The 21,399-nt window shown below is 73.0% G+C and carries 22 protein-coding genes; 10 read left to right on the top strand and 12 right to left on the bottom strand.

Annotated features, from left to right (window positions below; translation table 11 throughout):
• Positions 1-205: 205 nt before the first annotated feature.
• On the top strand, positions 206-676 hold the full coding sequence (locus AB0K02_RS22275) for a GNAT family N-acetyltransferase (RefSeq protein WP_365994235.1): 471 nt from the start codon (positions 206-208) through the stop codon (positions 674-676).
• Positions 677-691: 15 nt separating this feature from the next.
• On the opposite strand, the gene AB0K02_RS22270 is transcribed toward AB0K02_RS22275, so the two are convergent.
• Both AB0K02_RS22270 and AB0K02_RS22265 read right to left on the bottom strand, forming a co-directional pair.
• Positions 692-1,687: a zinc-binding dehydrogenase gene (locus AB0K02_RS22270; RefSeq protein WP_365994234.1), complete on the bottom strand. Its 996-nt coding sequence runs from the start codon at positions 1,685-1,687 to the stop codon at positions 692-694.
• A gap of 43 nt (positions 1,688-1,730) precedes the next feature.
• The gene (locus AB0K02_RS22265) at positions 1,731-2,915 is read right to left on the bottom strand and encodes an FAD-dependent oxidoreductase (protein ID WP_365994233.1); all 1,185 of its coding nucleotides are present in this window, start codon (positions 2,913-2,915) and stop codon (positions 1,731-1,733) included.
• A gap of 142 nt (positions 2,916-3,057) precedes the next feature.
• On the opposite strand from AB0K02_RS22265, the gene AB0K02_RS22260 reads away from it, so the two are divergent.
• Positions 3,058-3,702: a pentapeptide repeat-containing protein gene (locus AB0K02_RS22260; protein WP_365994323.1), complete on the top strand. Its 645-nt coding sequence runs from the start codon at positions 3,058-3,060 to the stop codon at positions 3,700-3,702.
• A gap of 91 nt (positions 3,703-3,793) precedes the next feature.
• Here AB0K02_RS22260 and AB0K02_RS22255 read toward each other — a convergent pair whose 3' ends face one another.
• The 3 genes from AB0K02_RS22255 to AB0K02_RS22245 all read right to left on the bottom strand — a co-directional run bounded on the left by AB0K02_RS22255 (position 3,794) and on the right by AB0K02_RS22245 (position 6,110).
• A complete protein-coding gene (locus tag AB0K02_RS22255) occupies positions 3,794-4,294 on the bottom strand; it encodes a hypothetical protein (protein WP_365994322.1) in 501 nt (166 codons plus the stop codon).
• A gap of 62 nt (positions 4,295-4,356) precedes the next feature.
• Positions 4,357-4,977 carry a response regulator transcription factor gene (locus tag AB0K02_RS22250; protein ID WP_365994232.1) on the bottom strand — a complete coding sequence of 207 codons (621 nt, stop codon included), beginning with the start codon at positions 4,975-4,977 and terminating at the stop codon, positions 4,357-4,359.
• Positions 4,974-6,110: a sensor histidine kinase gene (locus AB0K02_RS22245; protein WP_365994321.1), complete on the bottom strand. Its 1,137-nt coding sequence runs from the start codon at positions 6,108-6,110 to the stop codon at positions 4,974-4,976. The genes AB0K02_RS22250 and AB0K02_RS22245 overlap by 4 nt, the downstream gene beginning before the upstream one ends.
• Positions 6,111-6,374: 264 nt before the next feature.
• On the opposite strand from AB0K02_RS22245, the gene AB0K02_RS22240 reads away from it, so the two are divergent.
• Positions 6,375-6,914, top strand: a complete 540-nt coding sequence (locus AB0K02_RS22240; protein ID WP_365994231.1) for a heme-binding protein — start codon at positions 6,375-6,377, stop codon at positions 6,912-6,914.
• A gap of 241 nt (positions 6,915-7,155) precedes the next feature.
• A complete protein-coding gene (locus AB0K02_RS22235; RefSeq protein WP_365994230.1) occupies positions 7,156-8,541 on the top strand; it encodes a M1 family metallopeptidase in 1,386 nt (461 codons plus the stop codon).
• A gap of 94 nt (positions 8,542-8,635) precedes the next feature.
• Here the strand turns inward: AB0K02_RS22235 and AB0K02_RS22230 are convergent, their stop codons facing one another.
• Positions 8,636-9,211, bottom strand: coding sequence for a TerD family protein (locus AB0K02_RS22230; protein WP_365994229.1), 576 nt, complete (start codon positions 9,209-9,211; stop codon positions 8,636-8,638).
• A 277-nt stretch (positions 9,212-9,488) separates the two neighbouring features.
• Here AB0K02_RS22230 and arfB point away from each other — a divergent pair, with 277 nt between their 5' ends.
• Entirely contained in the window at positions 9,489-9,926 is a 438-nt protein-coding gene (arfB, locus tag AB0K02_RS22225) for an alternative ribosome rescue aminoacyl-tRNA hydrolase ArfB (protein WP_365994320.1), read from the top strand.
• A gap of 24 nt (positions 9,927-9,950) precedes the next feature.
• On the opposite strand, the gene AB0K02_RS22220 is transcribed toward arfB, so the two are convergent.
• Complete coding sequence (locus tag AB0K02_RS22220; protein WP_365994319.1) at positions 9,951-10,451, bottom strand: flavin reductase family protein; 501 nt, start codon at positions 10,449-10,451, stop codon at positions 9,951-9,953.
• 363 nt (positions 10,452-10,814) lie between these two features.
• On the opposite strand from AB0K02_RS22220, the gene cdgB reads away from it, so the two are divergent.
• Positions 10,815-12,452, top strand: coding sequence for a diguanylate cyclase CdgB (gene cdgB / locus AB0K02_RS22215; RefSeq protein WP_365994228.1), 1,638 nt, complete (start codon positions 10,815-10,817; stop codon positions 12,450-12,452).
• 86 nt (positions 12,453-12,538) lie between these two features.
• Positions 12,539-13,513: a CBM35 domain-containing protein gene (locus tag AB0K02_RS22210; protein WP_365994227.1), complete on the top strand. Its 975-nt coding sequence runs from the start codon at positions 12,539-12,541 to the stop codon at positions 13,511-13,513.
• A 70-nt stretch (positions 13,514-13,583) separates the two neighbouring features.
• On the opposite strand, the gene AB0K02_RS22205 is transcribed toward AB0K02_RS22210, so the two are convergent.
• The 3 genes from AB0K02_RS22205 to AB0K02_RS22195 form a co-directional block, all read right to left on the bottom strand.
• On the bottom strand, positions 13,584-14,510 hold the full coding sequence (locus AB0K02_RS22205) for a 1-phosphofructokinase family hexose kinase (protein WP_365994226.1): 927 nt from the start codon (positions 14,508-14,510) through the stop codon (positions 13,584-13,586).
• Positions 14,511-14,628: 118 nt separating this feature from the next.
• Positions 14,629-15,792 carry an N-acetylglucosamine-6-phosphate deacetylase gene (gene nagA / locus AB0K02_RS22200; protein WP_365994225.1) on the bottom strand — a complete coding sequence of 388 codons (1,164 nt, stop codon included), beginning with the start codon at positions 15,790-15,792 and terminating at the stop codon, positions 14,629-14,631.
• Positions 15,792-16,724: an ROK family protein gene (locus tag AB0K02_RS22195; protein WP_365994224.1), complete on the bottom strand. Its 933-nt coding sequence runs from the start codon at positions 16,722-16,724 to the stop codon at positions 15,792-15,794. The genes nagA and AB0K02_RS22195 overlap by 1 nt, the downstream gene beginning before the upstream one ends.
• Positions 16,725-17,009: 285 nt before the next feature.
• Between AB0K02_RS22195 and AB0K02_RS22190 the strand changes: the two genes are divergently transcribed.
• The 3 genes from AB0K02_RS22190 (at position 17,010) to otsB (ending at position 19,461) form a co-directional block, all read left to right on the top strand.
• A complete protein-coding gene (locus AB0K02_RS22190; protein ID WP_365994318.1) occupies positions 17,010-18,227 on the top strand; it encodes an extracellular solute-binding protein in 1,218 nt (405 codons plus the stop codon).
• 141 nt (positions 18,228-18,368) lie between these two features.
• The gene (locus AB0K02_RS22185; RefSeq protein WP_365994223.1) at positions 18,369-18,605 is read left to right on the top strand and encodes a DUF3263 domain-containing protein; all 237 of its coding nucleotides are present in this window, start codon (positions 18,369-18,371) and stop codon (positions 18,603-18,605) included.
• Positions 18,606-18,615: 10 nt separating this feature from the next.
• Positions 18,616-19,461 (top strand): trehalose-phosphatase, encoded by an 846-nt coding sequence (otsB, locus tag AB0K02_RS22180; RefSeq protein WP_365994222.1) that lies wholly within the window; start codon positions 18,616-18,618, stop codon positions 19,459-19,461.
• 264 nt (positions 19,462-19,725) lie between these two features.
• Here otsB and AB0K02_RS22175 read toward each other — a convergent pair whose 3' ends face one another.
• Positions 19,726-21,108 carry a trehalose-6-phosphate synthase gene (locus AB0K02_RS22175; RefSeq protein ID WP_365994221.1) on the bottom strand — a complete coding sequence of 461 codons (1,383 nt, stop codon included), beginning with the start codon at positions 21,106-21,108 and terminating at the stop codon, positions 19,726-19,728.
• A gap of 57 nt (positions 21,109-21,165) precedes the next feature.
• Positions 21,166-21,384 carry a hypothetical protein gene (locus AB0K02_RS22170; RefSeq protein WP_365994220.1) on the bottom strand — a complete coding sequence of 73 codons (219 nt, stop codon included), beginning with the start codon at positions 21,382-21,384 and terminating at the stop codon, positions 21,166-21,168.
• Positions 21,385-21,399: the final 15 nt, after the last annotated feature.

Below are 21,399 nucleotides of genomic sequence, written 5' to 3'. Positions count from 1 at the left end.
CCGGTGGACGCGTTCGTGTGGCGGGAATTTACTGCTCCGGGCGGGGTTTCGCGACGTGGGACCGCGGTGTGATCGACATTCCGGACGAGCTGGTCGCCTCGCTGCCGTCGTACGGATCCGCGGGAACGCGTGGACGGCGTGGACCAGGTGTTCATCGTTCGGATGTCGCTGGCACGGCAGGCGGCCGCCGGGGCAGGCTGTGCCCATGATTCGTACTGCTGTCCCCGACGACGTGCCCGTGATCCACCAGATGATCCGGGAGCTCGCGGAATACGAGAAGGCCCTGCACGAGGCGAGGGCGACCGAGGAGCAGTTGCGGGAGGCGCTGTTCGGGGAGCGTCCGGCCGCGTTCGCGCACATCGCGGAGACGGACGCGGGCGAGGTGGCCGGGTTCGCGCTGTGGTTCCTGAACTTCTCGACGTGGCGCGGGGTGCACGGGATCTATCTGGAGGACCTGTACGTGCGGCCGCAGTTGCGTGGCGGCGGTCATGGGAAGGCGTTGCTGACGGAGCTGGCGCGGATCTGTGTGGCGCGCGGCTACGAGCGCCTGGAGTGGTCGGTGCTGAACTGGAACGCCCCGTCCATCAGTTTCTACGAGTCGCTGGGTGCGAAGCCGCAGGACGAGTGGACGGTGTACCGGCTGACGGACGGGGCGCTCGCGAGTCTGGGGTCGTAGGGCGGGCCCGCCGGGTCACGGGACGAGGACGACCTTGCCGACGGTGCCGCGGGTTTCGAGGGCGCGGTGGGCGGCGGCGGCCTGGTCGAGGGGGAAGCGGGTGACGGCGGGCCGCAGCCGGCCGGCCGCGGCTTCGGCGAGGGCACGGGTCTCGAGTGCGCGCAGGCCGCCGGCCTTTTCGAGCATGGCGGGGCCGAGGACGCCCTCGGAGGTGATGCCGCGTGCGGCGAGTTCCTCGTCGGTGAAGAGGGGGGCGGCGTCGGCCGTGATGCCCTGGCTGGACCAGCCGAAGACGATGTGCCGTCCGCCCTTGCCGAGGAGGTCGGCCGCGGCGCGGGCGGTGTCCCCGCCGACGGAGTCGTAGAGGACGGTGGCGCGGCGGTCGCCGAGGTGGGCGCGGACGGTGTCGGGCCAGTCGGGGCGCAGGTAGTCGACGGCGAGGTCGGCACCGCTCGCGCGGACGCGTGCGGTCTTGTCGGGGCCGCCCGCGAGGCCGATGACGGTGGCGCCGGCGTTCTTGGCGTACTGGACGATCAGGGTGCCGATGCCGCCGGCAGCGGCGGGGACGACGACGGTGTCCGCGGGGCCGAGGTCGGTGAACTGGAGGATGCCGAGTGCGGTGCGGCCGGTGCCGATCATGGCGACGGCCTCGGCCTCGTCGAGGCCGTCGGGGATCTGGTGGAGGCGGTCGGCGTCGGTGACGGCGAGTTCGGCGTAGCCTCCGGGGTTCATGCCGAGGTGGGCGACGACGCGCTTGCCGAGCCAGGCGTCGTCGGTGCCGTCGCCGATTTGGTCGACGGTGCCGGCGACCTCGCGGCCGGGCACGGTGGGGAGCTCGATCGGGGCGGGGTAGGGGCCCTTCGCGCCCTGCCGCAGGGCCGCGTCGAGGAGGTGCACGCCGGCGGCCGCGACGGCGATCCGTACCTGGCCGGGGCCGGGTACGGGGTCGGCGACGGTTTCGTGGGTGAGGTTCTCGGCGGGGCCGAAGGCGTGGAGGCGTACGGCGTGCATGGTGGGCTCCCTCGTTGTCGGTTGCGGGACCCACTCTTCAACCTCAACTTTGCTTGAGGTCAAGGGGTGTCGGTGTCCCCGCGTACTTGCTGGCGCGCAGGGCGAGCGAAACCGCCTCGATCCCGCTGTTGAACGCCACTTCGCACAGGAGTCCGGGGGCGGCCACCTGGTCGCCGGCGAGGTAGACGCCGTCGCCGCGGTCGATGGCGGGCCGGTCGCGCCAGGTGGTGCCGGGCAGGTCCACGGCTCCGGTCCGGCCGTTGGCGAGCGCCTCGCGGCGCCACACGGTGCGCTCGCGCCAGCGGGGGAAGCCGAGGTCGAGGAGGGCTTCGGCGTGGGCGACGCCGTCGGCCCTGGAGTCCTCGGGGGCGATCGGGAGGTGGGCCTGGATGAGCGACTGCCCCTCGGGGGCGAGCGACGGGTCCTGGGCGGTGAAGCGTTCGAGCCAGCCGGGGGCGTCGAGGTCGGAGACGACGAACGGGTCGCCGCGCCGGGTGCGCAGCGCCAGGTCGACGAGGGTGGTGCGGCCACTGGTCCAGCGCAGGGTGTCGTCGCCGAGGAGCCGTCGCGCGGCGTCGAGGGAGGTGGCGACGATCACGGGGCCGTGGTTCTCGGGCAGGGCGTCGACGCGGGAGGTGGTCTCGATGCGTACGCCGAGGTCCCAGGCGCGCGCCGCCATGCGGTCGACGACCTGGCCCCAGCCGCCGCGCGGGTAGTGGGCCTCGGGCGGCAGGGCGGTGACGCGGCGGAGCCGTTCCTGGACGAAGGCGGCGGAGAGCGATCCCGGGTCGTGGTGGAAGAGGGCGACGCCCATGAAGTGGGCGGCGGCGCGGGCGCCGGCCTCGCCGGCGACGCCGGTGGCCCAGGTCGTGAAGTCGGTGTCCACCGGGGCGTCCTCGGAGGGGCGGCGGGCGATCCTGAGCAGGGCGAGCGGCGGGATCCTGCGGAGTGCGCCGTCGCGACGGAAACGGAAGCGGGCGCCTTCGAGGGGCGGGAGCGCGGCCATGGGGCCGAGCAGGCCGCGCTGCTTCAGCCAGGTCCAGTGGGGGCCCCGGTTGTAGAGGGCGTGCGGACCGTCGTTGGTGCGGTAGGGGCCCTCCGCGGTGCGGGCCCGGCCGCCGAGCGTGTGGTGCGCCTCGTACAGGGTCACGCGGGCACCGGACTCGGCGGCGGTGATGGCGGCGGTGAGGCCGGCGAATCCGCCGCCGACGACCGTGATCTCCTGCATTGCTGTCTCTCCCTGGGTGGCTCGGTCCGTTCTCACGGATGCGACGGATCCGGTGCCGCGATGTGTGACATCGCCGGGGCCCGAGGGCGTTGTCAGTGGCACACGTCACCATGGGGCCATGGCGAAGGCGCGTGGGACGAAGGTGGCGGCGGCTCGGGTGGCCGAGGTCCGGCTGCCGCCGCTGGAGAGGTTCGGGGGCGGTGCGCTGCAGCCGGACGGGGACTACGACGGGGTGGAGTTCGCCGGGCTGGATCTCGGCGGGCAGCGGGGTGCGGGGGCGCGGTTCATCGACTGTGCGCTGCGGCAGTGCGCGCTGGACGGCACGGAGCTTGCCGGGGCCCGTTTCGTGGACTGCGTGCTGGACGGCGTACGGGGCGTGGGGACGGAGCTGGCGGGGGCGTCGCTGCGGGATGTGGAAGTGAGGGACGCGCGGCTGGGAGGGGCGCAGCTGCACGGCGCGGTGCTGACGGGAGTGGTGGTGAGGGGAGGGAAGATCGACTTTTTGAATCTGCGGGAGGCGAAGCTGACGGACGTGGTGTTCGAGGGCTGTGTGCTGGTGGAGGCGGATTTCGCCGGGGCGCGGCTGGAGAGGGTGCAGTTCCGGGACTGCGCGCTGCGGCAGGCGGACTTCGGCGCGGTGATCATGAAGGACGTCGACCTGCGGGAGGCGGCGGAGCTGGACATCGCGCGGGGCGTGGAGCGGCTCGCGGGCGCGGTGATCAGCCCGGCGCAACTGCTGGAGCTGGCCCCGGCGTTTGCCGCGCAGGTCGGTGTGCGGGTGGCGTAGGCCGGGGTGGCGGCGCCGGGTCCGGAGGGGGGAAAGCGGTGGGCGCGGTCCGGGAGCGGCCCAGGGGGAAGCGGGCGGGAGCGGACAGGGGCTAGTGGGTGCGGGGGAAGCGGGACTGGAGGTCCCAGATCGCCGGGTTGTCGGCGAGGCCCTCGTGCATGTCCGTCAGGTCGGCGATCAGGTCGTGCAGGAAGTCGCGGGCCTCGCGGCGCAGTTCGGTGTGGCTGAAGGTGAGGGGCGGCTCGTCGCCGGGCATCCAGTCGGCCTCGACGTCGACCCAGCCGAAGCGCCGCTCGAAGAGCATGCGGTCGGTGGACTCGGTGAAGTCGAGCTCGGCGTGCTGGGGCCGTGCGGCGCGGCTGCCGAGCGGGTCGCGGTCGAGCTGCTCGACGATGTCGCACAGCGCCCACGCGAAGTCCAGCACGGGCACCCATCCCCAGGCTGTGGACACCTCCCGGTCCGTCTCGGTGTCGGCGAGGTAGACGTCGCCGCAGAACAGGTCGTGACGCAGCGCGTGGACGTCCGCGCGCCGGTAGTCGGTCTGCGGGGGGTCGGGGAAGCGGCGCGAGAGGGAGTAGCCGATGTCGAGCACGTAGGTGATGGTGTCATGCCCGCCGGCGGGCCCCGTCGGGGATCCGGCCCGACCCGACTGGCTCACGGCAGCAGCCGCTGCTCCTTCGCCACCGCCACCGCGCCCGCCCGCGTGTCGACGCCGAGTTTGGCGTAGATACGGCCCAGGTGGGTCTTCACCGTCGCCTCGCTGATGAACAGCGCGCGGGCGATCTCGCGGTTGCCGAGACCGCGGGCGAGCTGGCCGAGGATGTCCCGTTCCCGTTCCGTCAGGGTCGGTCCGGCCGCGCCCCGCATCCGGTCCATCACGCGGCCGGCGACCGGCGCCGACAGTGCGGTGCGGCCCTCGGCCGCCGCGCGGATCGCGGCGAACAGCTCCTCCGGCCGTTCCGCCTTGAGCAGATATCCGGTCGCCCCGGCTTCGATGGCGCGGGTGATGTCCGCGTCCGTGTCGTACGTCGTCAGCACCAGCACATGCACGTCGGGCGAGGCGATGCGCCGCGTCGCCTCCACGCCGTCGATGCCGGGGCCGAGCTGAAGATCCATCAGGACCACGTCCGGAGCCAGCTTGGCGGCCATCGCCACGGCCTCCTCGCCGCTGCCCGCCTCGCCGACGACCTCGATGTCGCCCTCGCTGCCGAGAAGGGCCAGCAGCCCCGCCCGTACGACGGCATGGTCGTCGCAGAGCAGGATCCGTACGGTCATGACACCTCCAGGGGAATCGCCGCCGAGAGCACCGTGCCCTCGCCCGGCGTGGACTCGACGGTCAGGGTGCCGCCGAGCTGCCGCACCCGTGCGCGTATCGCGGGCAGGCCGTGCCCTCGTACGCCGGAGGGCGCGTCGGCCGCGGCGCCGGACACGTCCCCCGGATCGAAGCCCCGGCCGTCGTCGGCGACGTCGAGGACGACCTGGTCGCCCAGGTACGTCAGCGTCACCGCGGCGGTGGAGGCGCCCGCGTGTTCGCGCACGTTCGCCAGCGCGCCCTGGGCGATGCGCACCAGCGCCGACTGGACCCGGTCCGGCAGCGCGACCGGTGCGCCGTCGACCCGGAAGCCGGCTGACTCGCGTGCCGCGACCGTGCGCAGCGCCTCCTCCAGGCTGCCGCCCTCGGCGAGGTCGGCGGGCGCCAGGTCGTGCACGAAGCGGCGGGCCTCGGCGAGATTGTGCTCGGCGATCGACGCCGCCGTACGGACATGGCGGCGCGCGGCCTGCGGGTCGGTGTCCCAGGTGCGGTCGGCGGCCTGGAGGAGCATCTGCTGGCTGGAGAGGCCCTGGGCGAGGGTGTCGTGGATCTCCATGGCCAGGCGCTGGCGTTCGGCGAGGGTGCCCTCGCGGCGTTCGGTGGCGGCCAGTTCGCGGCGGGTTCTGATCAGGTCGTCGATGAGGGCGCGCTGCCGGGTCACGAGCCGTTCGGCGTGAACGAAGACGGCGGTGGCGATCGCGGCGACGGCGGGCGGCGCGATGACCAGGTTGGGGTCGAACCCGCCGGACGAGAGCTGGACCTGTGCCGTGACGACGAAGACGGTGAGCAGCACCACGAGCACGAGCGCGGCCCGCATCGGCAGGATGCGCAGTCCCGTGTAGAACAGCGGCACCGCGCACCAGGCGAAGCTCGGCGCGAGCACCACGAGCACCATCCACACGGTGACGACCGTGAACAGCCACGGCCGCACGAAGCGGCGGGGTGTGGCGCGCGGCCCGAACACCGGCCCGAGGACGTACAGCAGCGTCAGCGCGGCCGACAGGCCGATGATCCAGGGGGAGCGGATCTCCCAGGGGTGGCGCAGCAGGTAGCGGGCGAGCGAGGCGCCGAGCAGCAGGAAGAACGCGGCGTGCATGACCCGCGCCAGCCACCGGGCGTCGGGGTCCTGCTCGTGCACGGCTTGCTCCTCGGGTCGCGCGCCGACCTGGTCGCGGCGCAGGTCGTAGGCATCCATCCTGACGCGGGCGGGCCAGGGCGGCATCAGCCGATCGGTCGACACGGCCGTCGTCCGTCACGGGTCACAGGGGCAGCCGGACCGTGGACCGTGCGGGGCCCGGGGCGGCCGGAGGATCGATGGCAGAGCGAAAACCCAGCCCCGTACCTTCCAAGGAGCCATCCCGTGAAGAAGATCCTCATCGGTGCCGCCACCGCCGCCGCCGTCGCCGCCGGTACGTTCGGCGCGGTCTCCGCCAGCGCGTCGGCGCCGGCCGCCGAGACCCGGGCCGCGGTCACGGCCGACGCCGCGGACCGCAACCTGCAGCAGTCCACGCACCTGACCGTCGAGGCCGCGACGAAGGCGGCGCAGGCGACGCTGCGGGCCGCGGAGAAGGAGAACCAGCGCGTCACGGTCGCCGTCGTCGACCGCAACGGCAACACGATCGTCACTCTGCGCGGCGACGGAGCGGGCCCGCAGTCGTACGAGTCCGCCGAGCGCAAGGCGTACACCGCGGTGTCGTGGAACGCGCCGACCTCCGAGCTGGCCAAGCGCCTGGAGCAGGCACCGAACCTGAAGGACATCCCGGGCACGCTCTTCCTCGCGGGCGGCGTCCCCGTCACGGCGGGCGGCGCCCCGGTCGCGGGCATCGGTGTGGCGGGTGCGCCGAGCGGCGCGCTGGACGAGAAGTTCGCGCAGGCGGGGGTGGCGGTGCTGGGGCGCTGACGCGCCGCCGCGGTGGGCTGGGTGTGGCCCCGGCGCTGGGAGCGCGCCGGGCCCGTCCGCGCGGTGTGGCTGTGCCTGTCCGGGCGGCGTCCTTGCCGGGGCGCTGCCCCGGGCCCCGCGCCTCGATCGACGGCGGGGCCGGGAATGCTCCCGTGCCCGCGCCTCGATCGCCGGCGGGGCTGGAAGTGCCCCAACCCGGCGGCGGGGCCGGGAACGTCCATGCCCCGCCTAGGATCAAGGTGTGGAACCGCGTGCTGCTGTCCGGACAGTCGTCGCCCTCGGTGTGCTCCTTCTCGCGGGCTGTACGGCCGGGTCCGCGGGGGTGCGAGGGGAGCCGGGGGCCGCGGGGGTGCGGGATCCGTACTTTCCGAGGCTCGGCAACGGCGGTTACGACGTCCAGCACTACGACCTGGCCCTCGACTACGACCCCGCCACCGGCCGCCTCGACGGCACCGCCGTGATCACCGCGCGGGCCACGCAGGACCTCAGCGCCTTCCACCTCGACCTGCACGGCCTGACCGTCGAGAGCGCCACCGTCGACGGGCGGCGCGCGGCGGCCAACCGGGCCGGGGACGAGCTGACCGTACGGCCGCCCCAGGACATCGACGACGGCTCCCGCTTCCGTACGGTCATCCGCTACTCCGGCGTCCCGCGGACCCTCACGGACTCCGACGACGCCCGCGAGGGCTGGCTCAGGTCACCGTCCGGGGCGCTCGCGGTCGGCGAGCCGTCCGGCTCGATGGCGTGGTTCCCCGGCAACCACCACCCGTCCGACAAGGCCGCCTACGACATCGCCGTCACCGTGCCCAAGGGCGTCCAGGCCGTCTCCAACGGAGAACGGGCCGGCGAACGCACCACCGGCAAACGCACCACCCACAGCTGGCACGCGGCCGAGCCGATGGCCAGTTACCTCGTGCTCCTCGCGGTCGGGGACCTGCGGGTGACGACGTCGCGCACCGCCTCCGGGCTGCCGGTCGTCACCGCCGTCGACCCGAAGGCCGCGAAGGCGAGCGCGGACCTGCTGGGTGAACTCCCCGACTACGTCGACTGGTGCGCCCGGCTCTTCGGCCCGTACCCCTTCGCGGCGGCCGGCGCGATCGTCGTGCCGAGCGAGCGGATCGGCTACGCGCTGGAGACACAGACCAGGCCCGTCTTCCCGCTGGACCAGTTCGACCGGACGACGCTCGTGCACGAGCTGGCGCATCAGTGGTTCGGCAACTCCGTCTCGCCCGAGTCCTGGCGGGACATCTGGCTCAACGAGAGCTTCGCCACGTACGCGGAGTGGATGTGGCGGGAGGACTTCGAGGACGTCCCGGTCGAGGACAGCTTCGAGGCGGCGTACGAGGACGACGAGAACTGGGCCTTCCCGCCCGCCGAACCGCCGGGCCCCGACGACCTGTTCGCGCCTGCGGTGTACGGCCGTGGCGCGATGGTCCTGCACCAGGTGCGCGAGGCGGTCGGTGACGAGGACTTCTTCCGGATCGTGCGCGGCTGGGCGGCGGAGCACCGCCACGGCAACGTCTCCACCGACGACTTCACCGCGTACGCCGAGGAGCGCTCGGGCAAGGACCTCACCGAGGTGTGGGACGTGTGGCTGTACGGGGACGGCCGGCCGGCCGGTCCGTGAGGCAGGTCCGTGAGGCCGGTCCGTAAAGCCGGTCCGTGGAAGGGCGTGGGCCCCGACCGCTCCGGTCGGGGCCCACGCCGGCCGGACGGCCGCGTCAGATGTTGACGCCGAAGTCGCGGGCGATGCCCTCGAGACCCGAGGCGTAACCCTGGCCGACCGCACGGAACTTCCACTCCGCGCCGTTGCGGTACAGCTCGCCGAAGACCATGGCGGTCTCGACGGCGGCGTCCTCGCTCAGGTCGTAGCGGGCGATCTCGGCGCCGCCGGCCTGGTTGACGATGCGGATGTAGGCGTTGCGCACCTGGCCGAAGTTCTGCGCGCGGGTGACCGCGTCGTAGATGGAGACCGGGAAGACGATCTTGTCGACGTCGGCCGGCAGGCCCGCCAGGTTGACGTTGATCTGCTCGTCGTCGCCGCCGCCCTCGCCGGTGCGGTTGTCACCGGTGTGGACGATGGTCTGGTCCGGCGTCGCCTTGTTGTTGAAGAAGACGAAGTGCGCGTCGGAGGCGACCTTCCCCGCGGCGTTGACCCCGATGGCGGAGGCGTCGAGGTCGAAGTCCGTGCCGGTGGTGGTGCGGACGTCCCAGCCGAGGCCGACCGTGACGGCGGTCAGGCCCGGCGCCTCCTTGGTGAGCGAGACGTTGCCGCCCTTGGACAGGCTTACTGCCATTGGGAAGTCCCCTTTGTTCGAGTGTGCGGGCTTCGGGTCCTTGCGAAGCTACCGTCATCCCTCATAACGCGGGCAGGGGACCGGCAGGTTCCGTCCGCCGGCGGAAATGCGGGGCAACGGCGGGAGCGGCGGGCAACGGCGGGAGCGGCGGGAACGCCGGGGAACGGCGAGGAACGCCGGGGAACGGCGAGGAACCCCGGGGAACGGCGAGGAACGCCGGCGAACAGCAGCAGGCGGGCGGGAAAAGCGGATGACGGGCTCCGCACGGCGCGGGACCATGGGTGTCATGTCCGGGCCCTACATCATCCGCGGTTCGGTCTCCCTCCCGGAGGCCGAGCTCCTGTGGCGTTTCTCGCGCTCCTCGGGGCCGGGCGGCCAGCACGTCAACACCAGTGACTCCCAGGTCGAGTTGCGTTTCGACCTGGCGGGCACACAGGCGCTTCCGCCGGTGTGGAAGGCGCGGGCGCTGGAGCGGCTCGCCGGCCGGCTGGTGGGCGGGGTGATCGCCGTGCGCGCTTCGGAGCACCGCTCCCAGTGGCGCAACCGGGAGGCGGCGGCCGTGCGGCTGGCGGCGCTCCTGGCGGAGGCGACGGCGCCGCCGCCGAGGCCGCGGCGGGCGACGAAGATCCCGCGGGGCATCAACGAGCGGCGGCTGCGGGAGAAGAAGCAGCGGGCGGAGACGAAGCGGGGGCGCTCGGGCCGCGACTGGTCGTGACCTGAGGCCGGGGGACGCCCGGTATCAGGCCAAGTGGCGGTAGCGGCCCTTGAAATACGTCAGCGGGCCGGTGCCCGGACCCTCCAGGCCCACCTTCAGGACGCGGCCGATCACCAGCGTGTGGTCGCCCGCCTCCACTCGCTGTTCCGTGCGGCATTCCAGCGTCGCGAGCGCTCCCGTGATCAGCGGCGCCCCGCACACCTCGCCCCGCTCATGGGCCAGGTCCTCGAACAGCAGCCGGTCGCTGACCCGGCCCTTCATCGCGAAGCGGCCCGCGACCTGGCGCTGGGTCTCGGCGAGCAGCGAGACGCCCCACAGGGGCTGTTCCGCCAGCAGGTCGTCCATGCGGGAGCCGGTGCGCAGGCTCACCATCACCAGGGGCGGGTCCAGGGAGACCGACAGGAACGCCGTCGCGGTCATGCCCACGTCCTCGCCGCGCGGGCCGTAGTCGGCGTCGTGGGCGGTGACCAGCACCACCCCGGCGGCCAGGCGGGACATGGCGGCGCGGAACTCCTCGTTGCTCACCCCCTCAGCATGGGGGATGGCGGCGGCAGCGGCGGAAGGGGTCGTCTGGAGCACACCCGGAACGCTAGTCTCGGCCCTCCCGTACCCGCATCGGGCCAGGGAACCAGCCGGGGCCTAGGACCATGGGCGCAGTCGCCGAGGCCGCCCCACAAATGGTTGTGCGTTCAAGAAAGCGAGGGTGTGCCCATGGCGGACCCGTCCGACCCTTCATCCTCTGATGTGACTTGAGTCACAGACACCGGTATTTGTTGACCCTCTGTACCGGCGGGGCAGCTCGCTGTGATTCAGTGGCTCGGATACCGCAACAAGTACGCCAATCAGAACCCTGGAGTTTTGCTGTCGAAGTCTCGGGGAGAGCGAGCGATGGAGACCGAGTCGGAGCCCTACGTCCGTCTTGCGACCCTGCGGCAGCTGCACCAGGTGGTCGCTGACCTCAACACGGCCCGCAGCCTGGCCGACACCCTGCAGACCGTCGCCGACGGCGTCGTGGCCGGACTCGGGTACGAGCTGGCGTGCGTCAATCTCGTACGCCCCGACGGCGATCTCGTCGTCGCCGCGTTCGCCGGCAGCGCCGCGGCCGAGGCCCTGATCACCGGCCGCGTCGGCTCCCGCGAGTCCTGGGAGCGGCGGCTGTCGATGGGCGAGGCGTGGGGCGAGCTCCGCTTCATCCCGCACACCGAGGGCTGGGTCCTGATCGAGGACGACGTCCCGCAGTGGCACACCGAGGGCCCCGAGCCCCGCTTCGAGGACGAGTGGCACCCCCAGGACCGGCTCTACGCGCCCATGTACGCGTCCGGCGGCGGGCGCGAGCTGCTCGGCGTGATCTCCGTGGATCGGCCCCGCAACGGGCGCAGGCCCGGCCCCTGGGGCCAGGAGGCCCTCCAGATGTACGCCTCACAGGCCGCGATCGCGATCAGCAACGCCCGGCTGCGCGCCAACATGCAGCGCGCCCTGGTCCGCCTGGAGCGCGAGCAGCAGGCACTGCGCGCCAGTGAGGAATCCTTCCGGCAGGCGTTCGAGTACGCGCCGAGCGGGATGGCCATCGCCGAGATGGGCGGCGACCAGCACGGGCGGCTGCTGCGGACCAACGACGCCCTGTGCCGGCTGCTGGGCCGGCCCGCCTCCGCGATGCGGCGCTACTCGTTCGCGGACCTCGTCCACCCCGAGGACGTCGGCACGCTGCTGCGGACCTCCGCCGAGGGCGGCCGCGCCGAGATCAGGCTGGGGCGCAGGGACGGCACGTATGTATGGGTGTCGCTGCGCAACTCGGTGGTCGCCGACACCGCCGACGGGCCGCGCTTCCTGCTCACCCACGTCGAGGACATCGAGGACCGCAAGCGCCACGAGCTCCAGCTCGCGCACCGGGCCTCGCACGACGCGCTCACCGGGCTGCCGAACAGCGCCGAGCTGCGGGCGCGCCTGAGCTCGCGGCTGTGCGAGCGGCCGTACGCGCCCTACGCGAGCGACATCCAGTCGCTGGACGCGGCGTACGAGGGCGACGGCGGCTTCGGCGCGGACGGCTTCGACTTCGGCGCGGTCGGCGGCCGGGCGTACGACCACCATGTGCACACCGTCGCCCCGGACGACGAGATCGACGACGGCACGAAGGGCCTGGCGGTGCTCTTCTGCGACCTGGACGGCTTCAAGTCGATCAACGACCGGTTCGGGCACCAGACCGGGGACGCGGTGCTGGTCGAGGTCGCGCGCCGGCTCACCACCGGCGTACGGGACGGGGACACGGTCGCGCGGCTCGGCGGTGACGAGTTCGTCGTGCTCGCCGACGGCCTCGGCGCGGCGGACGCCGCGGATCTGGCGGTACGGCTGCGGAACGCGATCATCCTGCCGATCAGGGTCGGCGGCCGCGGGGTGCGGGTCGGGGCCAGCTTCGGAATCGGCTGGGCGAGCTGCGGGATGTCCGTCGAGGAGGTCCTGCAGTCCGCAGACCAGCGGATGTACGTCGAGAAGCGGTCACGCGCCAAGGTGCACCGACGGGCCGGATGAGGCACAGGCCACCCCTTGGGGCCATGGCGACCGGGTAGGCTCGCCGCGTCGGCGATGTGCTGACGAGATGGTGAGGAGTGACCGGTATGACGGCCGCGAACAACGGCGCGAGCACGCCCGAGGACGACGACCCGTTCGGCTACCTGTACGAGGACGGGCAGGCCGCGGGCGCCACCCCGCCGGGGCAGGGCCGCGGCTACGGCTACCCCGGTCCAGCCCCGCAGCCCGGCGTCCCGCGGACCTCGTACAACCAGGTCCGTACGGTCGGCGAGCGTCGTCAGTACGCCCAGCCGCCCGCCCAGTCGTTCCCGCAGCAGAGCTACGGCCAGCAGCAGGGTTACGGCCAGCAGCCGACCGCCGCGTACGCCGCACCGGAGACGTACCCCGGGGGTGCGCAGACCCGGCAGACCCCGGTGCCGCCCCCGCAGGGCCGCGGCCGCGGTCCCAACACCCGGGGTCTGCTCATCGGCGCCGTCGCGGTGGTCGCGGTCGTCGTGATCGGTATCGGCGCGGCGCTGCTGACGAGCGGCGACGAGGAGAACAACGCGGGCGGCGACAGCGGCGCGAGCTCGGCTCCGACGGCGGCGGCCTCGGTCAAGCCGAGCGAGGGTCCGTCGGAAGAGCCCGAAGAGCCGGCCGAGCTGCCGAAGCAGGACGCGGCGACGCTGAAGCTGGGCGGGCCGGCGACCGCGGCGAACAGCGTGCCGGGTGCCAAGGGCACCGGCGGCGGCTATGTGATGTTCAACGGCACGGGCGGCTCGGCGAGCTGGTCCGTCGAGGTGCCCGAGGCGGGCGCTTACACCATGTACCTGACCTACAGCGTGCCGGGCAAGGACGCCAAGACCTCGCTCACGATCAATGGTCAGGCGCCCCGCGAGATCAACATGGCGAACTTCTCCAAGGCCGCCGAGGGCGACTGGGAGAAGGGGTGGACCAACACCTACGTCTTCGTGAACCTCGACAAGGGCAAGAACGACCTCAAGATCTCCTGCGAGCCGGGCAACCAGTGTGACGCGTACCTGGACCAGGTGTGGCTGGAGGCCGGGCAGAAGCAGGGCTGAGCCCCAGGTCCGTCACCGTCCCGGCCGTCGCCCCGCGATGTGCCGGGACGAGGTGTCTCACGGGCGCGGCTCAGGCCGTGGCGGGGTGTTCCGTGACCGTGATCTGCGGCAGGAGCTTCTCGTACGCCGCGGCGTCGTACTCGCCCGCCGCGGGGGCGAGCACCGTGGCCGCCGACAGGGCGACCGCGCGGGCCAGGCGGTCGGGCCACGGGAGCCCCTCGACCAGGCCCGACAGCAGGCCGGCCACGGCCGAGTCGCCCGCGCCGGTCGGATTGCCCCGGACCGCCGCGGGCGGGGACGCCTGCCAGATGCCCTCGGAGGTGGCCGCGACCAGGCCCTCGGGGCCGAGCGAGCCGACGACCGCGTGCGCGCCGCGGCGGCGGGCGTCGCGGGTGGCGCGCAGTGGTTCGCGGGAGCCGGTGAGCTGGGCCAGCTCGTCGGCGTTCGGCTTGATCAGGTCGGGGCGGGCGGCGATGCCGCGGCGCAGCGGTTCGCCGCTGGTGTCGAGGAGGACGGGCACGCCTGCGGCACGGGCGCGGCGGACCAGTTCGGCGTAGGCGCCGACATGGATTCCGGGGGGCAGGCTGCCGCAGAGTGCGACCGCGTCGGCCTCGGCGAGGAGGGTTTGGTACGCGGCGAGGAACGCTGACCATTCCTCGGGTGTGACGTTCGGGCCCGGCTCGTTGAGCTGCGTGGTGTCACCGCTCGCGTCGTCGACGACGGCGATGGTGCGGCGGGTGGTGCCCGTGACGGGGACGAACGCGTCGCGCGGGGCGAGCGGCGCGAGCATCTCGCGCAGCACGGCGCCGGTGTGGCCGCCGGCGAAGCCGGTGACGACGGTCTCGTGGCCGAGGGCGCTGAGCACGCGGGCGACGTTGACGCCCTTGCCGCCGGGACGTTCCCTCACCTCGCCGACGCGGTGTGTGGTGTGCGGGGTGAGTGCGGCGATCTTGTACGTGATGTCCAGGGCGGCGTTGAGTGTGACCGTAAGGATCACTCGTCTGCACCCCCGGATAGTGCGCCTGCCGTACTCGTACGGGTCCTGATCATGCCAAACGGAAGGCGGTTGGCCCAAGACCTGGTGACCAACCGCCTTGCCGGGGTTTGCGTAGAAATCACACCACTTGTGGTGCAATCACCCAATCGCCGCGGCGCATCACGCCCGTGAGCGCGAACTCCTCGTCGAGGACGACCAGGTCCGCGTACTTGCCGGGCTCCAGCGAGCCGACCTCGTCGTACACGCCGAGCAGCTTCGCCGGGTTGGCCGAGATGGCGGTCACGACGTCCGCCACCGGGATCCGGTCGACGGTGACGGCCCGCTTGAAGGCCGTGTCCAGAGTGAGCGTGGACCCGGCGATCGAGTCGCCCTCCACGAGCCGCGCGACGCCCTGCTTGACCTCGACCTCCAGCGGTCCGAGCTGGTAGCGGCCGTCGCCGAAGCCCGCCGCGTCCATCGCGTCGGTGATGAACGCGACCCGGTCGGCTCCCGCGCTGCGGAAGGCGAGCTCCAGGGCCGCCGGGTGCAGGTGGGTGCCGTCGTTGATGAGCTCGACGGTGACCCGCTCGTCCTCCAGCAGCGCGGCGATCGGCCCGGGCGCGCGGTGGCCGAGCGCGGGCATGGCGTTGAACAGGTGTGTGGCGACGGTGGCGCCCGCGGCGATCGCCGCACGGGTCTGCTCGTACGTGGCGTCCGTGTGCCCGATCGCCGCGATGACGCCGTGCTCGGCCAGCAGCCGTACGGAGTCGATGCCGCCCGGCAGTTCGGTGGCGAGCGTCATCATCCTGGCGGTGCCGCGCGCCGCGTCGATCAGCTTGCGGACCTCGGCCGGGTCGGGGTCGCGCAGCAGCTCCTCGCTGTGGGCGCCCTTGCGGCAGGGAGAGATGAACGGGCCCTCGAAGTGGATGCCCGCGAGGTCGCCCTGTTCGACGAGTTCGGACAGGAAACCGGCGCGGTGCGCGAGGAAGTCCATGTCGCCGGTGACGGTGGAGGCGACGAGGGTGGTCGTGCCGTGCTGCCGGTGGGTCCGCACGCCCCGCAGCACCTCGTCGACGGTGCCGGAGGTGAAGGAGGCTCCGCCGCCGCCGTGGTTGTGGAGGTCCACGAAGCCGGGGACGATCCAGTGCCCGGACAGGTCGAGCGCGACAGCGTCGCCGGGTGCGGACGCGGCGATCCTCGTGCCCTCGACGGCGATCCGGCCGTTCTCCACGGTCCCGGTCGGCAGCACCACACGGGCTCCGGCGAGAACGGTGCTCGTGGTGCTTCCGGTGCTGGCGGCCATCAGGCGGTTACCTCCGTGGCGAGTAGATCCCAGGCGAGCAGTCCTGCGCCCAGGCAACCGGCGGTGTCCCCGAGGGCCGCCGGGACGATGTCGGGCAGCCGCTGGAACGTGACGCGTTCCTCGACGGCCGCCCGCAGCGGTGTGAACAAGGTTTCCCCCGCCTCGGCGAGGCCGCCACCGATGATCAGCGTGCGGGGGTCCAGCAGGGTGAGCGCGGTGACGAGCCCGTCGGCCAGCGCGTCCACGGCGTCCTGCCAGACCCGCAGGGCGGCCGGGTCCCCGGACTCGACGGCCTTGGCGCAGTCGGCGGCGTCGGCGCCCGGATCGCCGGATGCGGCGGCCCAGGCGCGGGACACGGCGGAGGCGGAGGCGAGGGTCTCCAGACAGCCGCGCCGGCCGCAGCCGCACTCGGGGCCGCCGGGCCGTACGACGACATGGCCGATCTCGCCCGCGCAGCCGTGCGCGCCGGCCTCGATGGCCCCGTCGATGCCGATGGCGCCGGCGATGCCGGTGCCGAGCGGGACGAAGAGGAACCGGTCGGTGCCGCGGCCCGCGCCGATCCTGCCTTCGGCGAGGCCGCCGGTGCGCACGTCGTGGCCGAGGGCGACGGGCACGCCGCCGAGCCGCTCGGCGAGCAGGTCGCGGAGGGGCACGTCGCGCCAGCCCAGGTTGGCGGCGTAGACGGCGATGCCGCGTTCGGCGTCGACGATGCCGGGCACGGCGAGTCCGGCGGCCTCGGCCGGGCGGCCGAGACGCGCCTGTCCGTGGGCGCGGAGGTCGGCGGCGAAGTCGAGGACGGACGCGACGACGGCGTCCGCTCCCCGGGCGCGCCCGGTGGGGCGCCGCGCCTCGTGCAGCAGTGTCCCGTCCGCCCCGACCAGAGCGGCCTTCATGCCGGTGCCGCCCACATCGAGGGCGATGACGTGTCTCACGAAGACAGTGTGGCGCGTGGACCGGGAACAGGTCTAGTCCAGTAGGGGGGATTGTTGTCGCGCCATACAAAACCGCGTGGCGTGACGGGCCAGGTGCGGCGGGCGTTGCGAAAGCGAGACCGGCAGTGGTGTAGACCTCATGAACGGACGTGGAAGAATCGGTGCTCGTCTCGCAGGGCGTCATGGGGGACCTACCGGGGCGAAACGACAACTGACAGCAGAGGGTGGGGGAGTGCCGTGAAGCGGCCCTTCATAGGTCTGACCGCGGCAGTCGCCGCACTCGGCATGACGGTCGCGCTGAGCGGCTGCGGCAACGGATCCGACCACGTCACCCTCGAGCTGGTGGCCGCCGACTACGACCTCGCCGGCGGCCAGAGCAGCAAGACCTACTGGGCCGGCCTCACGGCCGCGTTCGAGGCCGAGAACCCCGGCATCGACGTCGAGGTCCGGATCGAGTCCTGGAACGACGTCGACCGCAAGGTCGCCGAGATGGTCGAGGCCGGAGAGGCCCCCGACATCGCGCAGATCGGCGCCTACGCCGACTACGCGGCCGCCGACAAGCTCTACTCCGCGGACCAGCTGCTCTCCATCCCCGTGCAGTCCAACTTCCTCGGCCCGCTCACCGAGGCGGGTGAACAGAAGCGCACCCAGTACGGACTGCCCTTCGTCGCCTCGACCCGGCTGCTCTTCTACAACAAGGAGCTGTTCGCCGAGGCCGGCGTCGAGGAGGAGCCGAAGACCTGGGCCGACCTGGAGGAGGCCGCCCGGAAGCTGAAGTCCGGCACCGACGCCGCCTACCCCTTCGCCCTGCCGCTCGGCCCCGAGGAGGCCCAGGCCGAGACGATGATGTGGCTGCTCAGCGGCGGCGACGGCTACACGGACCCGGTCGGCTCGTACGCGATCGACTCCCAGCGCAACATCGACACCTTCACATGGCTGAAGGAGCACCTCGTCGAGGAGGGCCTGACCGGTCCGGTCGCGCCCGGAAGGCTCAACCGCAAGGACGCCTTCGCGGCGTTCACGCGGGGAGAGGTCGGCATGCTCAACGGCCATCCCTCCCTCCTGCAGGCCGCCGAGAAGAAGGGCATCGAGGTCGGCACGGTCGCCCTGCCGGGCCGGGACGGTGAGGCCAAGGCATCGATGGGCGTCGCCGACTGGATCATGGGCTTCAAGGAGAACGGGCACCGCAAGGAGATCGGCACGTTCCTCGACTTCGTCTTCGCCGACGAGAACGTCCTGGAATTCGCCGACCAGAACGACCTGCTCCCCGTGACCGTGTCCGCCTCCGAGGCGATGGAGACCGACCCTGCGCACAAGGACCTGAAGGCGTTCCTCCAGGAGCTGCCCGGCTCGGTGCTCCCGCCCGTCGGCAAGACGTCGTGGGCCGCGGTCAGCGAGAGCATCAAGAAGAACATCGGCAAGGCCGTCGAGCCGGGCGGCAGCCCCGCGAGTGTCCTCGGCCGCATCGCCCGCGAGGCGGATGCGGCGGAAGCCGCGGAGTAGCGGGTCGTTCCGTGGGGCGAGTGCGGACGGATGTCCCCACGCGTCCCGTGGGGAAGCGGGGCCCGGTCCCCGCGCGTCCGGTGGGGGCCGAGTGGGGCCGGATGTCCCCGCGCGCCCGTCTGCGGCGATAGGTTGGATCGTATGACCGACGAGCCCACGCTGACCGAGCGTGAGTGCGCCGTCCTAGGGGTGGAGCGACGGTCCTGGGCCGGGCCCGGGGCCAAGGAGCGGGCGATCAGGGAGCAGCTGGGGATGTCCCCGGTGCGCTACTACCAGCTCCTCAACGCCCTCCTCGACGACCCGCGCGCCCTCGCCCACGACCCTGTCACCGTCAACCGGCTTCGCCGTGTGAGGGACGCCAGGAGAAGTCGCCGATAAGGTCGGGTGCATGGGCAGCTCCCCGTACGCACACTCCCTGCCGACGCCGTCGACCCCCGCAGGCCGCGACGGGCTCGCGGCACTGCTGGACCGTCCCGCCGGGGCCGTCGTGGGCCTCGACTTCGACGGCACCCTCGCCGAGATCGTGCCCGACCCCGAGCAGGCGCGTGCCCACCCCGCCGCCGTGCCGGCGCTGGCCGCCCTCGCCCCGAAGGTCGCGTCCGTCGCGGTGATCACGGGCCGGCCCGCCGGGGTCGCCGTGCGCTACGGAGGTTTCGCGGGTGTCGAGGGCCTCGACCACCTGGTGGTCCTCGGGCACTACGGCGCCGAGCGCTGGGACGCCGTCACCGGGACCGTGAACGCGCCCGCGCCGCACCCCGGTGTCGCCGCCGCGCGCGCGGAGCTGCCCGGCTTCCTCGACGGCCACGGCGCCTGGCAGGGCACGTGGATCGAGGAGAAGGGCCGGGCCGTCGCCGTGCACACGCGCCGCGCGCAGGATCCGCAGGGCGCCTACGAGGCCCTGCGCGAACCGCTCGCCGCGCTCGCCTCCCGCCACGGCCTGATCCTGGAGCCGGGCCGCATGGTCCTGGAACTGCGCCCGCCGGGCATGGACAAGGGCGTCGCGCTGGCGGAGTACGTGCGGGAGGTGGGCGCCACGGCCGTGCTCTACGCCGGGGACGACCTGGGCGACCTGCCCGCGTACGGCGCGGTCGAGAAGCTGCGGTCGGACGGGGTGCCGGGCCTGCTGGTGTGCAGCGGCACCGAGGTCCCGGAACTGGCGTCGCGCGCGGACCTGGTGGTGCCGGGGCCGGGCGCGGTGGCGTCGCTGCTGGCGGCGCTGTCGGAACGGGTCTAGCGGGGCGGGTCCGGTGGTGCCCTGCGGGGCTTCCCCTCCCCGCCCCTTCCCGTAACCGGGGGCTCTGCCCCCGGACCCCCGCGCCTCAAACGCCGACGAGGCTGATGTCGCGGAGCGAAATCCAGCCCGTCCGGCGTTTGAGGACACCGCGCGAAGCGCGGTACGGGGTCTGGGGCGAAGCCCCGGTTCGGGAAGGGGCGGGTAGGGGAAAGCCCCGCGCAGCGGCCACGCCCACCGGCGTCACGCGCCCCGCGCCCCCGGTTCTCAGCCTCGCAGCGCGTCCAGCTGGTCCAGGAACCAGCGCCGCGGCGGCAGCGACGTCGCCGCCGACGACAGGCGCTTCGTGCGCTCCGCCCGTTCGGCGTCCGGCATCGTCAGCGCCGCGTGCAGCGCCTCCGCCGTGCCGGTCACGTCGTACGGGTTGACCGTGATCGCGTCCTCGCCCAGGTCCCAGTACGCCCCCGCCTCCCGGGACAGCACCAGCGCGCACCCCGCGTCCGAGACGACCGGGACCTCCTTGGCGACCAGGTTCATGCCGTCCCGGATCGGGTTGACGAGGGCGACGTCGGCCAGCCGGTACGCGGCGAGCGAGCGGGCGAAGTCGTCCTTCACGTGGACGACGACCGGGGTCCAGCCCGCCGTGCCGTACCGCTCGTTGATCTCGGTGGCCAGCCGGGAGACCTCGGCCGTGTAGTCCCGGTAGACCGCGAGGTCCTGCCGCGACGGGTAGGCCAGCGCGATGTGGACGACCCGCTCGCGCCACTCGGGGCGGGTCTCCAGCAGTTCCTCGTACGCCAGCAGACCGCGCACGATGTTCTTGGACAGCTCGGTCCGGTCGACGCGCACGATCGTCCTGCGGCCCTCGCCCACCTGCTCGCGCAGCTGCGCCATCCGTTCCGCCACGTCCGGCCGGTGCGCCCGCTCGCGTAGGAAGTCCGCGTCGGCGCCGAGCCCGTGGACCCCGATCCGCGTCGTTCCGGTGCCGCCGGTGACCCGCTCGCAGCACGCGGTGAACGCGTCCGCCCACCGCCGCGTCAGGAAGCCCAGCCGGTCCGCGCCCAGCATCCCCCGCAGCAGCTCCTCGGCGACGTCGTCCGGCAGCAGCCCGAAGTAGTCGGCGGGCGCCCACGGCGTGTGCGAGAAGTGGCCGATCCGCAGGTCGGGACGCATCTGTCGCAGCATCCCCGGCACCAGCGCGAGGTGGTAGTCCTGCACGAGCACCGCCGCGCCCTCGGCCGCCTCGGCGGCCAGCGCCTCGGCGAAGGCGCGGTTGTAGACCCGGTAGGCGTCCCACTGCCGGCGGAACTCCCGGTCGAAGACCGGCTCCAGCGGCGTCTGGTAGAGCATGTGGTGCACGAACCACAGCACCGAGTTCGCGATGCCGTTGTACGCGTCGGAGTGGACGGCCGGATCGATGTCGAGCATCCTCACGCCCGGCTCGCTCACCCCGCGCCGCACGGCCTCGCGGTCGCCGTCGCCGAGGGCGGCGCACACCCACAGCGACCGCGCGTCGGAGCCGATCGCGGAGAGGCCGGAGACGAGACCGCCTCCGCCGCGGCGGGCCTCCAGCCCGCCCTTGCCGTCCGGTGAGTAGGAGACCGGGCCGCGGTTGGAGGCGACGAGGATCTGAGCAGCGTCGGTGACCATGTGGCGAACCTAGCCCGTCCCGTATTGCCTCAAACGTGCGTGCGGCCGCGGCGCGGGTCAGTGGTCACGTTTCCGGCCACGGGCGGCGGCGACGGCGACCACGCCCGCCGCGGTCAGGCTGAGCGCGACCCCGCCGAGCAGCCACAGCTGCTCGGCGGTCGTACCGGTGCCGGCCGGCTCACCGGTGTGCCGCGGCCCCTCGGCGGCCAGAGCCGGCGCCGTGCCCTGGATCCCGCGCATGACGTCCATGAGGTCGGTGAGGTCCATGAGGTTCATACATAGGAAAGTTAG

Origin of the sequence: Streptomyces sp. NPDC049597 (assembly GCF_040675505.1) — a bacterium.
Taxonomy (GTDB): Bacteria; Actinomycetota; Actinomycetes; order Streptomycetales; family Streptomycetaceae; genus Streptomyces.
Note: the sequence above shows the minus strand (reverse complement) of the source record. Positions and strands in the feature narration are given on the sequence as shown.